Source organism: Wolbachia endosymbiont (group A) of Hedychridium roseum (assembly GCF_964028325.1).
GTDB lineage: Bacteria > Pseudomonadota > Alphaproteobacteria > Rickettsiales > Anaplasmataceae > Wolbachia.
On the sequence record NZ_OZ034755.1, the window covers coordinates 186153 to 199297 of the forward strand.

At 35.6% G+C, this 13145-nt stretch carries 13 protein-coding genes and 1 pseudogene; 5 read left to right on the top strand and 9 right to left on the bottom strand.

All coding sequences use genetic code 11. The annotated features are described in order from the left end of the window. Positions 1-2: 2 nt before the first annotated feature. From ABWU23_RS00865 to pgsA, 5 genes are all read right to left on the bottom strand, one after another. Positions 3-941, bottom strand: a complete 939-nt coding sequence (locus ABWU23_RS00865) for a M23 family metallopeptidase (RefSeq protein ID WP_253309180.1) — start codon at positions 939-941, stop codon at positions 3-5. Then, positions 938-1678, bottom strand: coding sequence for a YebC/PmpR family DNA-binding transcriptional regulator (locus tag ABWU23_RS00870; RefSeq protein ID WP_353271025.1), 741 nt, complete (start codon positions 1676-1678; stop codon positions 938-940). Before ABWU23_RS00870 ends, ABWU23_RS00865 begins: the two co-directional genes overlap by 4 nt. Before the next feature lie 59 nt (positions 1679-1737). Continuing rightward, positions 1738-2445 carry an outer membrane protein assembly factor BamD gene (locus tag ABWU23_RS00875; RefSeq protein WP_353270637.1) on the bottom strand — a complete coding sequence of 236 codons (708 nt, stop codon included), beginning with the start codon at positions 2443-2445 and terminating at the stop codon, positions 1738-1740. A 60-nt stretch (positions 2446-2505) separates the two neighbouring features. Further along, positions 2506-3504: a hypothetical protein gene (locus ABWU23_RS00880; protein ID WP_253309178.1), complete on the bottom strand. Its 999-nt coding sequence runs from the start codon at positions 3502-3504 to the stop codon at positions 2506-2508. Between the two features lie 100 nt (positions 3505-3604). Further along, positions 3605-4147, bottom strand: coding sequence for a CDP-diacylglycerol--glycerol-3-phosphate 3-phosphatidyltransferase (gene pgsA, locus ABWU23_RS00885; protein ID WP_253309177.1), 543 nt, complete (start codon positions 4145-4147; stop codon positions 3605-3607). A gap of 126 nt (positions 4148-4273) precedes the next feature. Here pgsA and ABWU23_RS00890 point away from each other — a divergent pair, with 126 nt between their 5' ends. From ABWU23_RS00890 to grxD, 3 genes are all read left to right on the top strand, one after another. After that, a complete protein-coding gene (locus ABWU23_RS00890) occupies positions 4274-5596 on the top strand; it encodes a malic enzyme-like NAD(P)-binding protein (protein WP_265045111.1) in 1323 nt (440 codons plus the stop codon). A gap of 78 nt (positions 5597-5674) precedes the next feature. Then, positions 5675-5899: a BolA/IbaG family iron-sulfur metabolism protein gene (locus ABWU23_RS00895; RefSeq protein WP_353270638.1), complete on the top strand. Its 225-nt coding sequence runs from the start codon at positions 5675-5677 to the stop codon at positions 5897-5899. A 9-nt stretch (positions 5900-5908) separates the two neighbouring features. Then, a complete protein-coding gene (gene grxD, locus ABWU23_RS00900) occupies positions 5909-6232 on the top strand; it encodes a Grx4 family monothiol glutaredoxin (RefSeq protein WP_164224629.1) in 324 nt (107 codons plus the stop codon). 73 nt (positions 6233-6305) lie between these two features. Here the strand turns inward: grxD and ABWU23_RS00905 are convergent. Further along, positions 6306-7387: pseudogene (locus ABWU23_RS00905) on the bottom strand (efflux RND transporter periplasmic adaptor subunit). A 184-nt stretch (positions 7388-7571) separates the two neighbouring features. Then, positions 7572-9320 (bottom strand): DNA primase, encoded by a 1749-nt coding sequence (dnaG, locus tag ABWU23_RS00910; RefSeq protein ID WP_264735691.1) that lies wholly within the window; start codon positions 9318-9320, stop codon positions 7572-7574. 175 nt (positions 9321-9495) lie between these two features. Here dnaG and ubiG point away from each other — a divergent pair, with 175 nt between their 5' ends. Then, positions 9496-10665, top strand: a complete 1170-nt coding sequence (ubiG, locus tag ABWU23_RS00915; protein ID WP_253309173.1) for a bifunctional 2-polyprenyl-6-hydroxyphenol methylase/3-demethylubiquinol 3-O-methyltransferase UbiG — start codon at positions 9496-9498, stop codon at positions 10663-10665. A gap of 25 nt (positions 10666-10690) precedes the next feature. On the opposite strand, the gene ABWU23_RS00920 is transcribed toward ubiG, so the two are convergent. Continuing rightward, a complete protein-coding gene (locus ABWU23_RS00920) occupies positions 10691-11161 on the bottom strand; it encodes a TrbC/VirB2 family protein (RefSeq protein WP_353270639.1) in 471 nt (156 codons plus the stop codon). A 139-nt stretch (positions 11162-11300) separates the two neighbouring features. On the opposite strand from ABWU23_RS00920, the gene metG reads away from it, so the two are divergent. Beyond that, the gene (metG, locus tag ABWU23_RS00925) at positions 11301-12878 is read left to right on the top strand and encodes a methionine--tRNA ligase (RefSeq protein ID WP_264687937.1); all 1578 of its coding nucleotides are present in this window, start codon (positions 11301-11303) and stop codon (positions 12876-12878) included. Here the strand turns inward: metG and ABWU23_RS00930 are convergent. Next, positions 12875-13120 carry a hypothetical protein gene (locus ABWU23_RS00930; protein WP_353270640.1) on the bottom strand — a complete coding sequence of 82 codons (246 nt, stop codon included), beginning with the start codon at positions 13118-13120 and terminating at the stop codon, positions 12875-12877. The genes metG and ABWU23_RS00930 overlap by 4 nt on opposite strands. Between the last annotated feature and the right edge of the window lie 25 nt (positions 13121-13145).

Sequence of the window (13145 nt, forward strand, 5' to 3'; positions counted from 1 at the left end):
CTTTAAACTTCTTTTTCACTTGAACCCTCTCTGTTGATCGTTTTATTTATCTTATTTACAAATAGTTTAAACTCTCTTAATTCATGATCAGGCAATTTTACTTCAGTTTCATGCGCTATCGTAAGCGGATCGATGTGTTTGCCGTTATATATAACTTCGTAATGTAAATGGGGTCCTGTTGCAACACCAGTGCTACCAACATAGGCAATGACCTGCCCCTGTTTTACTTTAGAGCCTAACTTTATATCGCCACTAAATCTACTTATATGCGCATAACAGGTTGAATATTCATTTTTGTGTTTTATTTTGATGTAATTTCCATAGCCACCATTCTTTCCTATATATTCTACCACACCCTCTGCAGCAGCGTATATGGGAGTGCCAAGCTTAGCTGCATAATCCACTCCTTTGTGAAAAGCAATTTTACCGCGAACAGGATGCTTTCTATTGCCAAATTTTGAGGATATGCGATAATCTCCATTTAAAGGATTTGCAAAAATTTCGCCATTTTTTAAGCTTATTCCTTCTTTATTAAAATACCTTTCTTTGCCGTCTTGCGATTTATAATGATATAAACTAATAGCTTTCTTGTTTATTGTCAGTGAAGCATATAAAATCTTTTCTTCAGTCTTCTGATTACTGAGCGATCTCTCAAAAAGAACCTCCAATTTACTCTTCGGCACAATGTCTTTTTTAAAATCAACACCAAAATCTTTATATATGTTGATCAATTTTACCACTGTATTTGGCGCCAACCCTTCCGTGTCAAAAAAAGAGGATTTTATGTCACTAGATATGAATAACAACTTTCCATCACTTTCTGTCGTCAAAGTAGCTTTTTTTTTTCTGATTCCATGCTGGAATGGCTGTGCAAGATCTGTTGATGTTTCAGTAGCATATGCTGGTAAAATACAAAGCAATACAAATATTACCAGCCTCATAGCTTATCAACAAAAGTAAAATTACCTTCAACATACTGTACATCATCATTATCTTCTAATTCTTCAACCAATGTGGATAATTTATCGATCAACTCTTTATCGCTAATTTCAACTAGATCCTTTGGTTGCCACGAAAGACGAGCAAGTTCTGGTTCTCCGAATTTTGCATAAAAGGCATCGCGTACTTTACCAAAATCTTTTATTTCACAAGTTATAACGTGTAATCCTTCTTTGTCATTTTCCTCAACATTCAATACTTCTAACTCGATCCCATAATTAAATAAATCATCAAAATTCACACCCTCTGCTTTATAGACGATTAAGCCTACATGACCGAAAAGGTAACTAACACTTCCTGTTTCTCCCAAGTTTCCACCCTTGCGAGAAAATATATAACGTACCTCAGAAGCAGTACGGTTGCGGTTATTAGTCAAGGCATGGACAATAAGTGCAGTGCCAGAAGGCCCATGACCTTCATATTGGATTTCCTCATAATTTTCTCCAGCAACGTTACCAGTTGCATTTTTTATTGCTGTTTCTATTTTATCTTTTGGTAGATTTTCCTTGCGTGCAGCAAATATAGCAGAGCGAAGGCGCGGGTTGAGTTCGGGATCGGGTAGCCCTTGCTTTGCAGCAACTGTTATTTCTCTAATCAGCTTCGTAAATTTTTGAGAGCGCTTTGCATCCTGAGTGCCTTTCCGATGTTTTATATTTGAAAATTGTGAATGACCAGCCATATTCAAATAGTTAAAAACCTAATTATATATCAAAGCATAGAAAAAGCTAAAGCAAATTTTCAAGCCTCTGGCTTGGCATCTTGCAGGTTTTCTGCTAATAACATACTTTCATACTGCTCAGCTTCTAAGTCAAGGCCAAGAGCTGAATGGGCTGCTATTAAATAGTTAATAGACTTAGAAAAATATTTAGAATCCTTATAGCTTGCTATATTCTGGAAACGCTTAATTGCTGCTAAATATTCACCACGCCTCAGGTAAAACTTACCGATAGAGTACTCTTTTGTTGATATATGCTCTGTGATCAGCTTTGCTTTTTCCTTCACCTCGTCTACATATTCGCTGCCTGGAAAGAGATTAATGTACTCTGTAGCTAGCTCTAAAGTTTTATATGCAACTTGTTGCCCGAGCTGCACTTTGTTAATTTGCATGTAATAAGATAGTACTCTTAAGTAATACACATATGGCAAATCTTCACCATTTGAATAAACGTATATATAATCATCCATATCACTTGCAGCACTACTGTAGTTACCCATATTATAGTGAGAAACCCCAGATAATAATTTTGCTTTCCTTGCCCAATAAGAGAAAGGGTACAAATCTTCTATCTTTTGAAATGCCCTAATAGCTTGTTTATATTTTTTCTGGTCAAAAAGTTCAACTGCTTCCTCATATAGTTCAGCTTCAGTTTTTTCAAGATCATCCGCATACGATTGTGTAAAGGAGCAAATTAGGAAAATAAAGCACGTGATTAAAGTCTTATACATAAGATTTTTTTCGATCAAAATAAAGTATAGACCTAAATATTACTTAAATAAATAAATTTCTTAGGCAATAGCCGGCCCTTCCTCTTTATAACTACGGTCAGAACTACCTGCATTCCTCGATTTACCTTGTCCTTCCACTTTTGGATCTTTCAGCGTTTTGCTGTAGGAATGTGTAGTTAATATCTGTACAACCATAAAAAGTGCAATACCTATCAAGCCTAAAGTAGGCCCAACAGCAGGATTTAAGGACGATGCTAATGCCATTAACATTATCCTTCTTATTAAAAATATAGAAGAACCAGCAAGCGCCAATCCGGCTACAGACATATTGCTAGTTTTCTTGCTAGATTTTTCATCAAGATTAGATTTTTCTGTTTCCTTTTTCTTATTTTTTTCATGCTCATCAATATAAGAAACAAGAGTTACAAGAAAAGCAATTGCATTGGCAAGAAATAAAATTGCATCCTCTGCTGCTTCAAGTGAAGATGTTTCACCCATTATCATACCTACAATAATCAGTGCAGTTGTTATAGCCTCAATATAGATCAAACACTGACCTATATCAGAAATATTGTGCTCTTTTTCCTTTACTTCCTCTCCATTTTCAATATTCTCCAACTCTCGTTCTTTTTGTGCTATTTTCCTATTATTGTAAATTAAATATAGCGTACAAATAAGAGATAGGACCATAGAAGGTAATATAGTGTGGCTTAGCGCGCCACTTATCACGCCAAGTAATACCTGATCGCTACATATTTTTTCCAGTTCAATAGCCATAAATAATGCAAATGGAACCATTGTTACCAATGATACACATTGTCTATATAGCTCTCTTTTTTTTAGTGTTAATAGCTCTTGTTCAAGCTTCTTCTTTTTTTCTGCTTCTCCTACTTTTAGCATTAATAACTCCTGTTCAAGCTTCTTCTTTTTTTCTGCTTCTTCTTTTAGTGTTAATGACTCTTGTTCTGACCTTTCTTTTTTGACTTCCTTATCAACTGTCAGCCAAAAATCCCCAAAAAAATCTTCAGGAGAAAACGTAGTCTTAAAGTTATCAGTCATATAAACCCTATTAACTAATATATTATACAGGATTTTAACTATTCAGTCAATATTATGAAAGTATTAACTACTTTTGTATATTAACTGTTTCTCAAGAAATTCAGTCAACCTGTTTGATGCCGGCTAGGATATAATTATAGCCTGACCACATAGTTATAATAGCTGCAACCCATAAACAAATTGCACCTATATATTGAGTTGTGTCGTAATCGTTCATTATTAGCGCTACTACAGCAACCATCTGCAAAAATGTTTTAATTTTGCCAGCTTTGCTTACAGGTAGACTAACATTTATAGCTATAAGGAACTCCCGTAAACCCGAAACTAATATTTCCCTACAGATGATGATAATCGATGGTACTATTGTAAAATCATTTATCTTCTGCTTATAAACTAGCATAATTATCGTTGAAACCACTATTAATTTATCAGCAATTGGATCAAATAGCTTGCCAAACTTTGATTGTACTTTCCACGCACGCGCCAAGTAACCATCAAAAAAATCCGTAATGCACGCAAACACAAAGATTGATATTGTTATCAGGCCTGCATATTTATTTTCTATATAAAAACTTAATATTATTGCTGGTATTGCAAGTGCACGAGAAATTGTAAGCAAATTAGGCACGTTTTTCTTAAGCATGTAATATCATCTTACGTAATAGGTAAACTTATACAGAAGTACAACAGAGTTCACAAGCTAATAGTTTACAATTGAACATTTATAAAAACTCCATATACTTAAAAATTACAAGCTTAAAATATAAGAATGAACGATGATTTAGATAATACCACAAAACAAGAGGCACTTAAGTATCACAGTAGAGGTGGTAACCCTGGTAAAATTTCAATCATGCCAACAAAACCTTTATCTACCCAGTATGATTTGTCACTTGCTTATTCTCCTGGCGTTGCAGCTCCGTGCCTTGAAATAGCTAAAAATCCTGAGGTTGTTTATGATTATACGGCAAAAAGCAATTTTGTAGCTGTCATTTCAAATGGCACTGCAGTGCTTGGGCTTGGTAATATCGGTCCTCTTGCTGCAAAACCTGTCATGGAAGGCAAAGCTGTTTTATTTAAGCGTTTTGCTGATATTGATGCAGTTGATATAGAAGTTGGTACAGAAAATATAGAAGATTTCATCAATGCAGTAAGGTACCTTGGGCCAAGTTGGGGGGGGATAAATTTAGAGGATATAAGATCTCCCGATTGTTTTATAATAGAGAAACGTCTGAATGAACTGATGGATATTCCAGTGTTCCATGATGACCAGCATGGAACTGCAGTGGTTGTTGCAGCTGGTATAGAAAATGCTCTTGATATTGTCGGAAAGAAATTAGAGGACGTTAAGATCATTATGAATGGTGCTGGAGCAGCCGGTATTGCATGTTTAGAAATACTAAAGTCCATGGGCGCTAAAAATATAGTGCTGTGTGATAAGCAAGGAGTAATATACAAAGGTAGAAACGAGGACATGAATGAGTGGAAGGAAAAATATGCAATTGATACTTCCGAACGTTCTCTACTTGATACAATAAAAGGCGCTGATGTATTCATCGGATTATCTGCAAAAGATGTGTTAAATGAAGAGATGTTAAAGAGTATGGGCAAAGACCCGATTATTTTCGCTCTCGCCAACCCCGATCCAGAAGTAAGGTCTGAGTTTGCAAAATCTGTGAGGCCAGATGCAATAATCGCAACTGGCAGGTCAGATTACAACAATCAAGTCAACAACGTAATGGGATTTCCTTATATATTCAGAGGAGCGCTTGATGTACATGCAACAACAATAAATGATGAGATGAAAATTGCAGCTGCAGATGCAATAGCAAAGCTTGCCCGTGAGCCAGTGTCTGACGAGATATCTGCAGCCTATGGCGGTCGTAAAATGAGCTATGGACGTGAATATATAATACCTACTCCATTTGACCCAAGATTAATTTCTATAGTATCTCCTGCTGTTGCAAAAGCCGCAGTTGATTCAGGTATTGCAAGAAAGGCAATACAAGATTGGAGTAAATATGAAAATCAATTGAAATCTCGCCTTGCTAGTACACTTAACACGCTGAATCTACTGTCTTCACAATATTAGTAACCATATAATCAATAATTCAATTGCACCCAGTCGTTTTAGATTTATAATGAAAGTATTGTAATTTAAAGCAAATCAATGACTATTGCAATTCACGAATTAGAAAGGATCATCAAACAATCGTTCCCCGACGCTGATATAAAGGTTCAGGACCTTGCTGGAGATGATGATCATTATCATTTAAAAATAACCTCCAAGCGCTTTCTTGGAAAGACAAAAATAGAACAGCATAAAATGGTATATAAAGCTCTGGAAGGTCAGTCTATACACGCCTTGCAACTGGAAACTAATACTTCAAAATAAGGTGAATTTATGAGCAGTTTTGAACAAATAAAAAAAGATATAGCGGAAAATGATGTGGTGTTGTACATGAAAGGCACTTCTGATTTTCCTCAATGCGGATTCTCTGGACTCGTCGTGTCAATCCTAAAAAAATTGAACGTGAAGTTTAAGTATATTAACGTGTTGGAGAATGATGAAATACGTGAATCTATAAAAAAGTTTTCTGATTGGCCAACAATTCCACAATTATATATAAAGGAAGAGTTTATCGGTGGTTGCGACATCACTCGCGAGATGTACGAAAAAGGCGAACTGCAAAATTTATTGAAGGAAAAAAAAATTATTGCGGAATAAGTACCAAGAAACCAGTGCCCAGACGCTGGGATTGGTATAACGTAGTATAAGCTATGAAAAAGGATCTTATGTCTTAAACCTTATCACCAGGCTTAACAAATAGGTGGCCCAATACTATTAACTTTATGGGTTTACCTTCGTTATTTGCTACTATCCAAACCCCATCGCTCTCATGATCAACAATTTCTATTGGTACAAATATTACATAATTATTGTCATCAACAATCTTTATTCCAAGAGCACCCTCGTCACTTAAGCTCAGGGCTGAAGAAGGAACTTTATATGCAAATCTTTCGCCTGAAGGTAGTCTTACGTTGGCAGTTAGTCCCTGCAAGGATATCATTTTATTATTAATTACCTTTACCTCTACCCTATAAGACCCAGTTTTAGGCTCAGCAATTTTACTAATAAAACTTACTTCACCTGCCAATTCTTTTCCGTCCAGTAAACTAATTTGAGCTGTGCTGCCTAGCTCTATTTTATTTACTTCATTTTCCGAAACGTATAACACCACAAAAATTTGATCGAAATCAACCACGTCAGCTATTTTTTGCCCAGCATTAACAAAATCCCCTTCGTTTGCATTGATTTTATCAATATAACCATCTATAGGAGATTTGACTGCAGTATTTTCTAAATCCAATTCTAGCTTTTTAGGTCAGCTTTTGCACTTTGTAACGCAGTAAAAGCTGCTTCTACTTGTATTTGTGCTCCATAGCCTGTTTTATTCAGTTTGTGAGAGGAATCATACTCAATTTCACGCTGCTTTAATAAAGCTTTGGCTTTCTGAGATTGCTCAATCCTGTCATAATCTTCTATCTTTAACACTACATCATCTCTTTTTACCTTTTCACCATCAGGTAAATAAATAGCAATAATCTTACCACTTATTTTTGAGACAAGGCTAGCTCTATGTAAGGGATTTACTGTACCAGAAAAATTTAAATATATAGTGCGGTTTTGCGGCGCACATTCTTGAGTTTTTACTGAAAAGCTACTAGTTGCATTATCACTATGAACCGCCTGATCTTTTTTTAAAAATGCACTGCTGATAAAAAACAGTAGAATAAAAGCAATACTAGAAATGATGATTACTTTATTTCTCATCTTTAAACAATAGAATTTGTTGACTAATTTTGTTAGAAACAACTGCATAAATTTTCGAATCAAAAATGTAAGTATAATACATGCACCATTGTCACTCCATAAATAGTTTTATATGAGAACAAACACAAGATTTTCCTACAATAAGTAAGTTTTTTATTGCTAAGAGGCAGTATAAATTCCGTTAAAAAGCAGCAGAATGACAAACAACCTAAAAATAATTAACTGTAGCAGCCTACTTTTCAATAAACTCCATTTGCATTTCTTGTATATTACTTTCTATTTGCTCTATTTGTTCTATCAACCTTTCCTCTAAGTCAAGATTACCGCTCAGCCTCGCTTCGGTTCTTTCTTTTCGTAACGCATTTAATTCTTTTAGTAACACTATATTATTCCACACAATTTCTGCAGATTTTCTCTCGTTCAGTTGGCTATTTAGTACACTAGTTTTTTCAAATACATACTTTATAACGTCAAACTGTTTCAATTCTTGTAACAAAGCCTCTTTACCAAGTTTGCTTTTGTTACTTATTACATCAATTACACGCTGTTGTAATCTTTTCATCTCATTAGTAAATTCAAAATGAGAAAATTGCTCAAAAAATATAGGACGGTTCAAGATTTCAGGAAATTCTACGGCTATACGCAAAATTATGGCCTGATTTTGCTCTGCCTCAATTAGCTCTGGAGATTTGTTATGAAGATACTCACCTTTTGTTGCTCTAGTTTTACTATTAAAAATCTGTTTTTTGAAGCTACTTCTTAGTTCACTAGCCTTATTGTAAAAATAATCTCTATAATACCTTCTAATACTGCTGTTGCTAATAGTATTTACATATTCCATGAACTTGTGCTCAAGAATTGAATATTTTTCCGGAGCAAGTTTTTCATAATTTTGAAAGTTGCTATCGATTATGTGACGCCATAAATATTCAGAATGCAGTTTTGTTGAATGGTCAAGAGCAGTCAACACGTCTTCTTTCTTGTATGCCAGTTCGTTACATATATCGTATGGATCTTTATTACTCGGCAAAGTCACAAACTTTAACGTGTATCCAGGCTCTAATATTGGCAGAGCAAGTTCCGCAACTCGTGTAGCAGCACGATATCCGGCATTATCGCCATCCATACAGATGGAGATTTCTTTAGCAAATCTCCACAGGTTTTTTATCTGTTCTGCAGAAATTGCGGTACCAAGTGGAGCAACTGCATTACTAATTCCCGCTTGATGTAGCGCTATAGTGTCCATATATCCTTCAACAACAAATATGTGCTGTTTTTTACGTATTTCGCTTAAAGCAAAGTTTAATCCGTATAAATTCTCCCTCTTCTTGAAGAGCTGACTCTCTGGGCTATTTAAATATTTTGGCTGTTGCTCAGAACTCAGCGCACGTCCGCCAAAACCAATAACTCTTCCTGCAATGTTGTATATAGGAAATATCAGCCGGTCATAAAAATAATCATGAAAATTTTTGTTTACTAATCCAATATCAATTAAAATTTTGTCTTCAATACCTGAAGAGTTTAAATACTCTTTCAAACCAGAGCTTGGTGCATAACCTATCTTAAATTTATCTATGATTTCAGGTAAAATCTTGCGCTGCTTTAAATAATCTACAATGCCCTGATTTTTTTGTGCAAACCAATTTGCAGCTAAATCAAGCGCTAAAAATAGTTTATTGTCCCCTTTTGTAATACTAAGACTTTTGGGCAGTTCAACACCTGTAACCGATGCTAATCTTTCCAATGCTTCTTTAAAGCTTAATCCTTCAGTTTGTGAAATAAATTCAAATGCATCACCACTAGCTGAACAACCAAAACAGTAATATAACCCCTTAGTATTGCTCACCGAAAAAGATGGGGTTTTTTCGTTATGAAATGGACAGAGCCCAACAAAACTATCTCCTCTTTTTATTAGCCTGACTTTTTTACCTACTATGTCAGATAATAATAATTTTGATTTTATAATATCTATGTGATCCATCTTATTGAATTAGTAGTAGGATAAAAATTATATAGAATTTATACACATCTGACTCGAAATTTATTTCAAGCTTTAGGACTCCCGAAAGATCAGGAGTATTAAAACGGCTTGACAGAAAGATCAAAATAAATTACCCATATAAATATCCTTAAGTTATGCAAGATCAACTTTTTATATGTCAGATATAATATCAATTGCCTCAGATCATGCTGGTTATGAATTAAAATCAGAAATAAAATCCTACCTGGAAACCCTGGGTTACACAGCGGTAGATCAAGGCTGCACTGCTAAGCAAAAGTGTGTAGATTACCCAGACTATGCTGTTAAAGTTGTAGAAGATATAACAAGCAAAAAAGCAAATTATGGGATATTAATTTGTGGTACAGGTTTGGGCATGAGTACTGTGGCAAATCGTTTTGAAGGAATCTACGCTGCTTTATGTAACAGTGTTGAGATCGCAAAATTAGCTCGCGAGCATGGCAACGCAAATGTACTGTGTCTTGGTGCAGGGTTTACTGCGAGTGGATTAGCAAAAGACATAGTCAAACAATTCCTCGAAACAGAATTTTCAAAAGAAAGCAGACATAAAAAACGCCTTGATAAACTCAGTAATATAACCTCTAAGAAAAAAAAAACAAAAACTTATAACGAAGATGAAATATCAAAATTCGCTAAAATGGCAGGCCAGTGGTGGGATGAGAACGGCAAATTCAAACCATTGCACATGATGAATCCTGTTAGAGTATCTTACATTATTGAGAAAATAAAAGAGTTAAAAAAATGCAATTTGAAAGAATTATCATTGCTTGATGTTGGATGCGGTGGTGGCATTTTGTCAGAGTCAATGGCACGCGTTGGCATTAACGTTGTGGGAATAGATGTATGTGAAGAAAACATCAAAGTGGCACAGTCACATGCGAAAAAAGTAGGGCTTAATGTAGAATATATGCACACCAGCATTGAAGAGCTAAGCAATGACAAGAAGTACGACGTGGTTCTGCTGATGGAAGTAGTCGAGCATGTAGATAATTTAGAATTCTTTATGAGAAGAGCAATAGAATTGCTGAAACCAGAAGGGCTAATCTTTATATCCACAATAAATAGAACTATCAAATCCTTCTGTCTTGCAATAGTCGGCGCAGAGTACATATTAAATTGGCTGCCTAAGGGTACGCATAATTGGAATAAATTTCTCAAGCCGTCAGAAATTGCAAATCACTTAAGAGAAAATAATGTAACGCTGCAAAACATGGCTGGCATGGAGTACAACGTAATAAAGCGTGAGTGGAATTTAACTAAAGGTGTGGATATTAATTATATACTTTGTGGTTTGATGAGTAGTTAGATTTAACTCTATAAAAGCACCATTTTCACTTCCAATACTTTGAAGGATCTTGGCCAGCTTTTATACAGTAGCCTTTATTAGTTAGCGCCCAACCGCGACGACAAGAATAACTTGTACCTAAACGTTCATATCCAGGAGCAGCAACACACTTTCCTTGAACCAACGTTTGACCTTTATAAGGACAACGAACCGGCATTTGATCTTCAAGAAAATTACAAACGTTTTTTTCTGTTATCGCTGTTGCAATTTTAGGTGCACCAAAAAACACAGCAACAAACATACCAAGTGAGAAAAGTGAAGGCCAAGGCATTCTTCCAAATATTGCAAGCAAGCTTGTACCAATTACTACTACTGTAATCATTGGTCCACCTATTCCATGAACGTAACCTATTACATTACACATTACATCTGTTGCTCCATCAGCGTGTGCATCAAATGCATAGAAAACTATAAATAGAATTACAAGAAAATTTCCCATTGTTCTTTCAATAATCATACCTGATTGTTTCTTATTTTAATAAAATTTCAGTAAATAGCTTTTTTCAAAAATTATGCTTAACCCAATCAATATTTATTTATTACTGCCTTTTTAATACTATAATTAACTCAGTTGATTTTTATCAAAATGCTAAACCATGGATCGATTTGAGAGTTTTTACATCACCACGCCAATATATTACGTAAACGATAAGCCGCATATCGGTCATGCATACACTTCTCTCTTGTGTGACGTGGTGGCAAGGTTCATGAAACTAGCTGGGAAAAATGTCAAATTTACCACCGGTACAGATGAACATGGACAAAAAATAGAAAAAGCAGCTAAAGCAAAGGAAATGCAGCCAAAAGAATTTACAGATGAAGTGAGTGTTTCATTTAAAGAATTAGCTAAGTTCATGAATTTTGAGTATGACGATTTTATTCGCACTACGGAGGAACGTCATGAAAAAGCAGTGGTAGCTTTATGGAATAGGCTTGAAGAGAGAGGACAAATATATTTGGATTCCTATTCGGGTTGGTATTCAGTTCGTGATGAAGCATTTTATCAGGAATCAGAGCTGATAGATGGCAAAGCACCAACAGGTGCTGAGGTTGAATGGGTAAAAGAAGAGAGCTACTTTTTTCGTTTGTCGAATTGGCAGGATAAATTACTAGAACTATATGAAAATCAGCCAAATTTTATCTTTCCTGAGAGCAGAAAAAATGAAGTGGTATCGTTTGTAAGATCAGGGCTCATTGACCTCTCAATCTCTCGCACTAGTTTTAACTGGGGAATAAAAGTACCAGGTAATGACAAACACGTAATCTATGTCTGGATAGATGCATTAACCAATTATCTTACATCAATAGGTTTCCCTAGTACTGAAGGTGAAGAATATAAGAAGTTTTGGGCAGAACCAGAAATACAGATTCCAGTGTCAAGCACTGCAAACCTAGCTGACAACTCTTTCAACGTTCATGTAATCGGCAAAGACATATTGCGCTTTCATGCTGTGTATTGGCCAGCGATTCTCCTTGCAGCAGATTTGCCACTGCCAAAACAAATTGCAGTTCATGGTTGGTGGCTAAACGAAGGAGAAAAAATATCCAAGTCTCTTGGTAATGTCATAGATCCAATTGGCCTCGCTCAAGAGTTTGGTGTTGATCAACTACGCTATTTTCTCCTTCGAGAAGCAAGTTTTGGCCAGGATGGCAACTTTAGTAAGAAAAACATGATCAGCCGCATAAACTCAGAACTTGCAAACAATATAGGCAATTTAGTACAAAGAACAATTTCATTTTTACACAAGCAATGTTCTGGAATTGTACCAACAATCGATCAAAGCCTACTTAAAGGTGAAGAAAGTCTTCCAGGTTGCAAAGCTATACTCGATCAGGTGATGAATCACCTATCAAAGTATGAGTTTAACCATATCATACTTCTAATCATCAACATCTCTTCTGAAGCCAATGCTTATATAGATAAAAGTGCACCCTGGACACTAAGCAAAACTGACAGAGAGCGCATGAACTTAGTAATTTATAAGCTACTGGAATACATCAGGATAATTGGCACTTTATTGCAGCCAATTGTCCCGAGGTCAGCGGAAATGATACTCGATCAATTGCAAATTCCGAAAGAGCAACGAGGTTTAAAATCTTTGTGCGATACGTGCGTAAGTTCAGGCATTACGCTGCCTAAACCTACGCCGGTTTTTTTGAGGGTTGATGTTTAACTAAGGAAGCATTCAGGTAGCAACACATCATATTTATTACTTGTTGTAACTGTATACACTATAGGTTGTTCTACTCGTGCTTGTTTTCTTTTTCTTCTTGCGGCTCCACTCCTTTTATTTTTACCGCCTTCTTCCGTATTGTTTATGCTGTTGTCCCTTTGAAGATTTGGCTTTTGGCCTGCTTGCTCTTCTGGCTTTTGAGCTTCTTTATTTACAACCTCTTCTTGTGGTACATTAGCCAAGGTGTTTTTATGTTGAGCATGCAAC

What these genes read in the sequence shown, in the direction of transcription:
- ABWU23_RS00865 (WP_253309180.1), bottom strand. Translation starts at nt 941, where the DNA reads ATGAGGCTGGTAATATTTGTATTGCTTTGTATTTTACCAGCATATGCT.
- ABWU23_RS00870 (WP_353271025.1), bottom strand. Translation starts at nt 1,678, where the DNA reads ATGGCTGGTCATTCACAATTTTCAAATATAAAACATCGGAAAGGCACT.
- ABWU23_RS00875 (WP_353270637.1), bottom strand. Translation starts at nt 2,445, where the DNA reads ATGTATAAGACTTTAATCACGTGCTTTATTTTCCTAATTTGCTCCTTT.
- ABWU23_RS00880 (WP_253309178.1), bottom strand. Translation starts at nt 3,504, where the DNA reads ATGACTGATAACTTTAAGACTACGTTTTCTCCTGAAGATTTTTTTGGG.
- pgsA (WP_253309177.1), bottom strand. Translation starts at nt 4,147, where the DNA reads ATGCTTAAGAAAAACGTGCCTAATTTGCTTACAATTTCTCGTGCACTT.
- ABWU23_RS00890 (WP_265045111.1), top strand. Translation starts at nt 4,274, where the DNA reads ATGAACGATGATTTAGATAATACCACAAAACAAGAGGCACTTAAGTAT.
- ABWU23_RS00895 (WP_353270638.1), top strand. Translation starts at nt 5,675, where the DNA reads ATGACTATTGCAATTCACGAATTAGAAAGGATCATCAAACAATCGTTC.
- grxD (WP_164224629.1), top strand. Translation starts at nt 5,909, where the DNA reads ATGAGCAGTTTTGAACAAATAAAAAAAGATATAGCGGAAAATGATGTG.
- dnaG (WP_264735691.1), bottom strand. Translation starts at nt 9,320, where the DNA reads ATGGATCACATAGATATTATAAAATCAAAATTATTATTATCTGACATA.
- ubiG (WP_253309173.1), top strand. Translation starts at nt 9,496, where the DNA reads ATGTCAGATATAATATCAATTGCCTCAGATCATGCTGGTTATGAATTA.
- ABWU23_RS00920 (WP_353270639.1), bottom strand. Translation starts at nt 11,161, where the DNA reads ATGATTATTGAAAGAACAATGGGAAATTTTCTTGTAATTCTATTTATA.
- metG (WP_264687937.1), top strand. Translation starts at nt 11,301, where the DNA reads ATGGATCGATTTGAGAGTTTTTACATCACCACGCCAATATATTACGTA.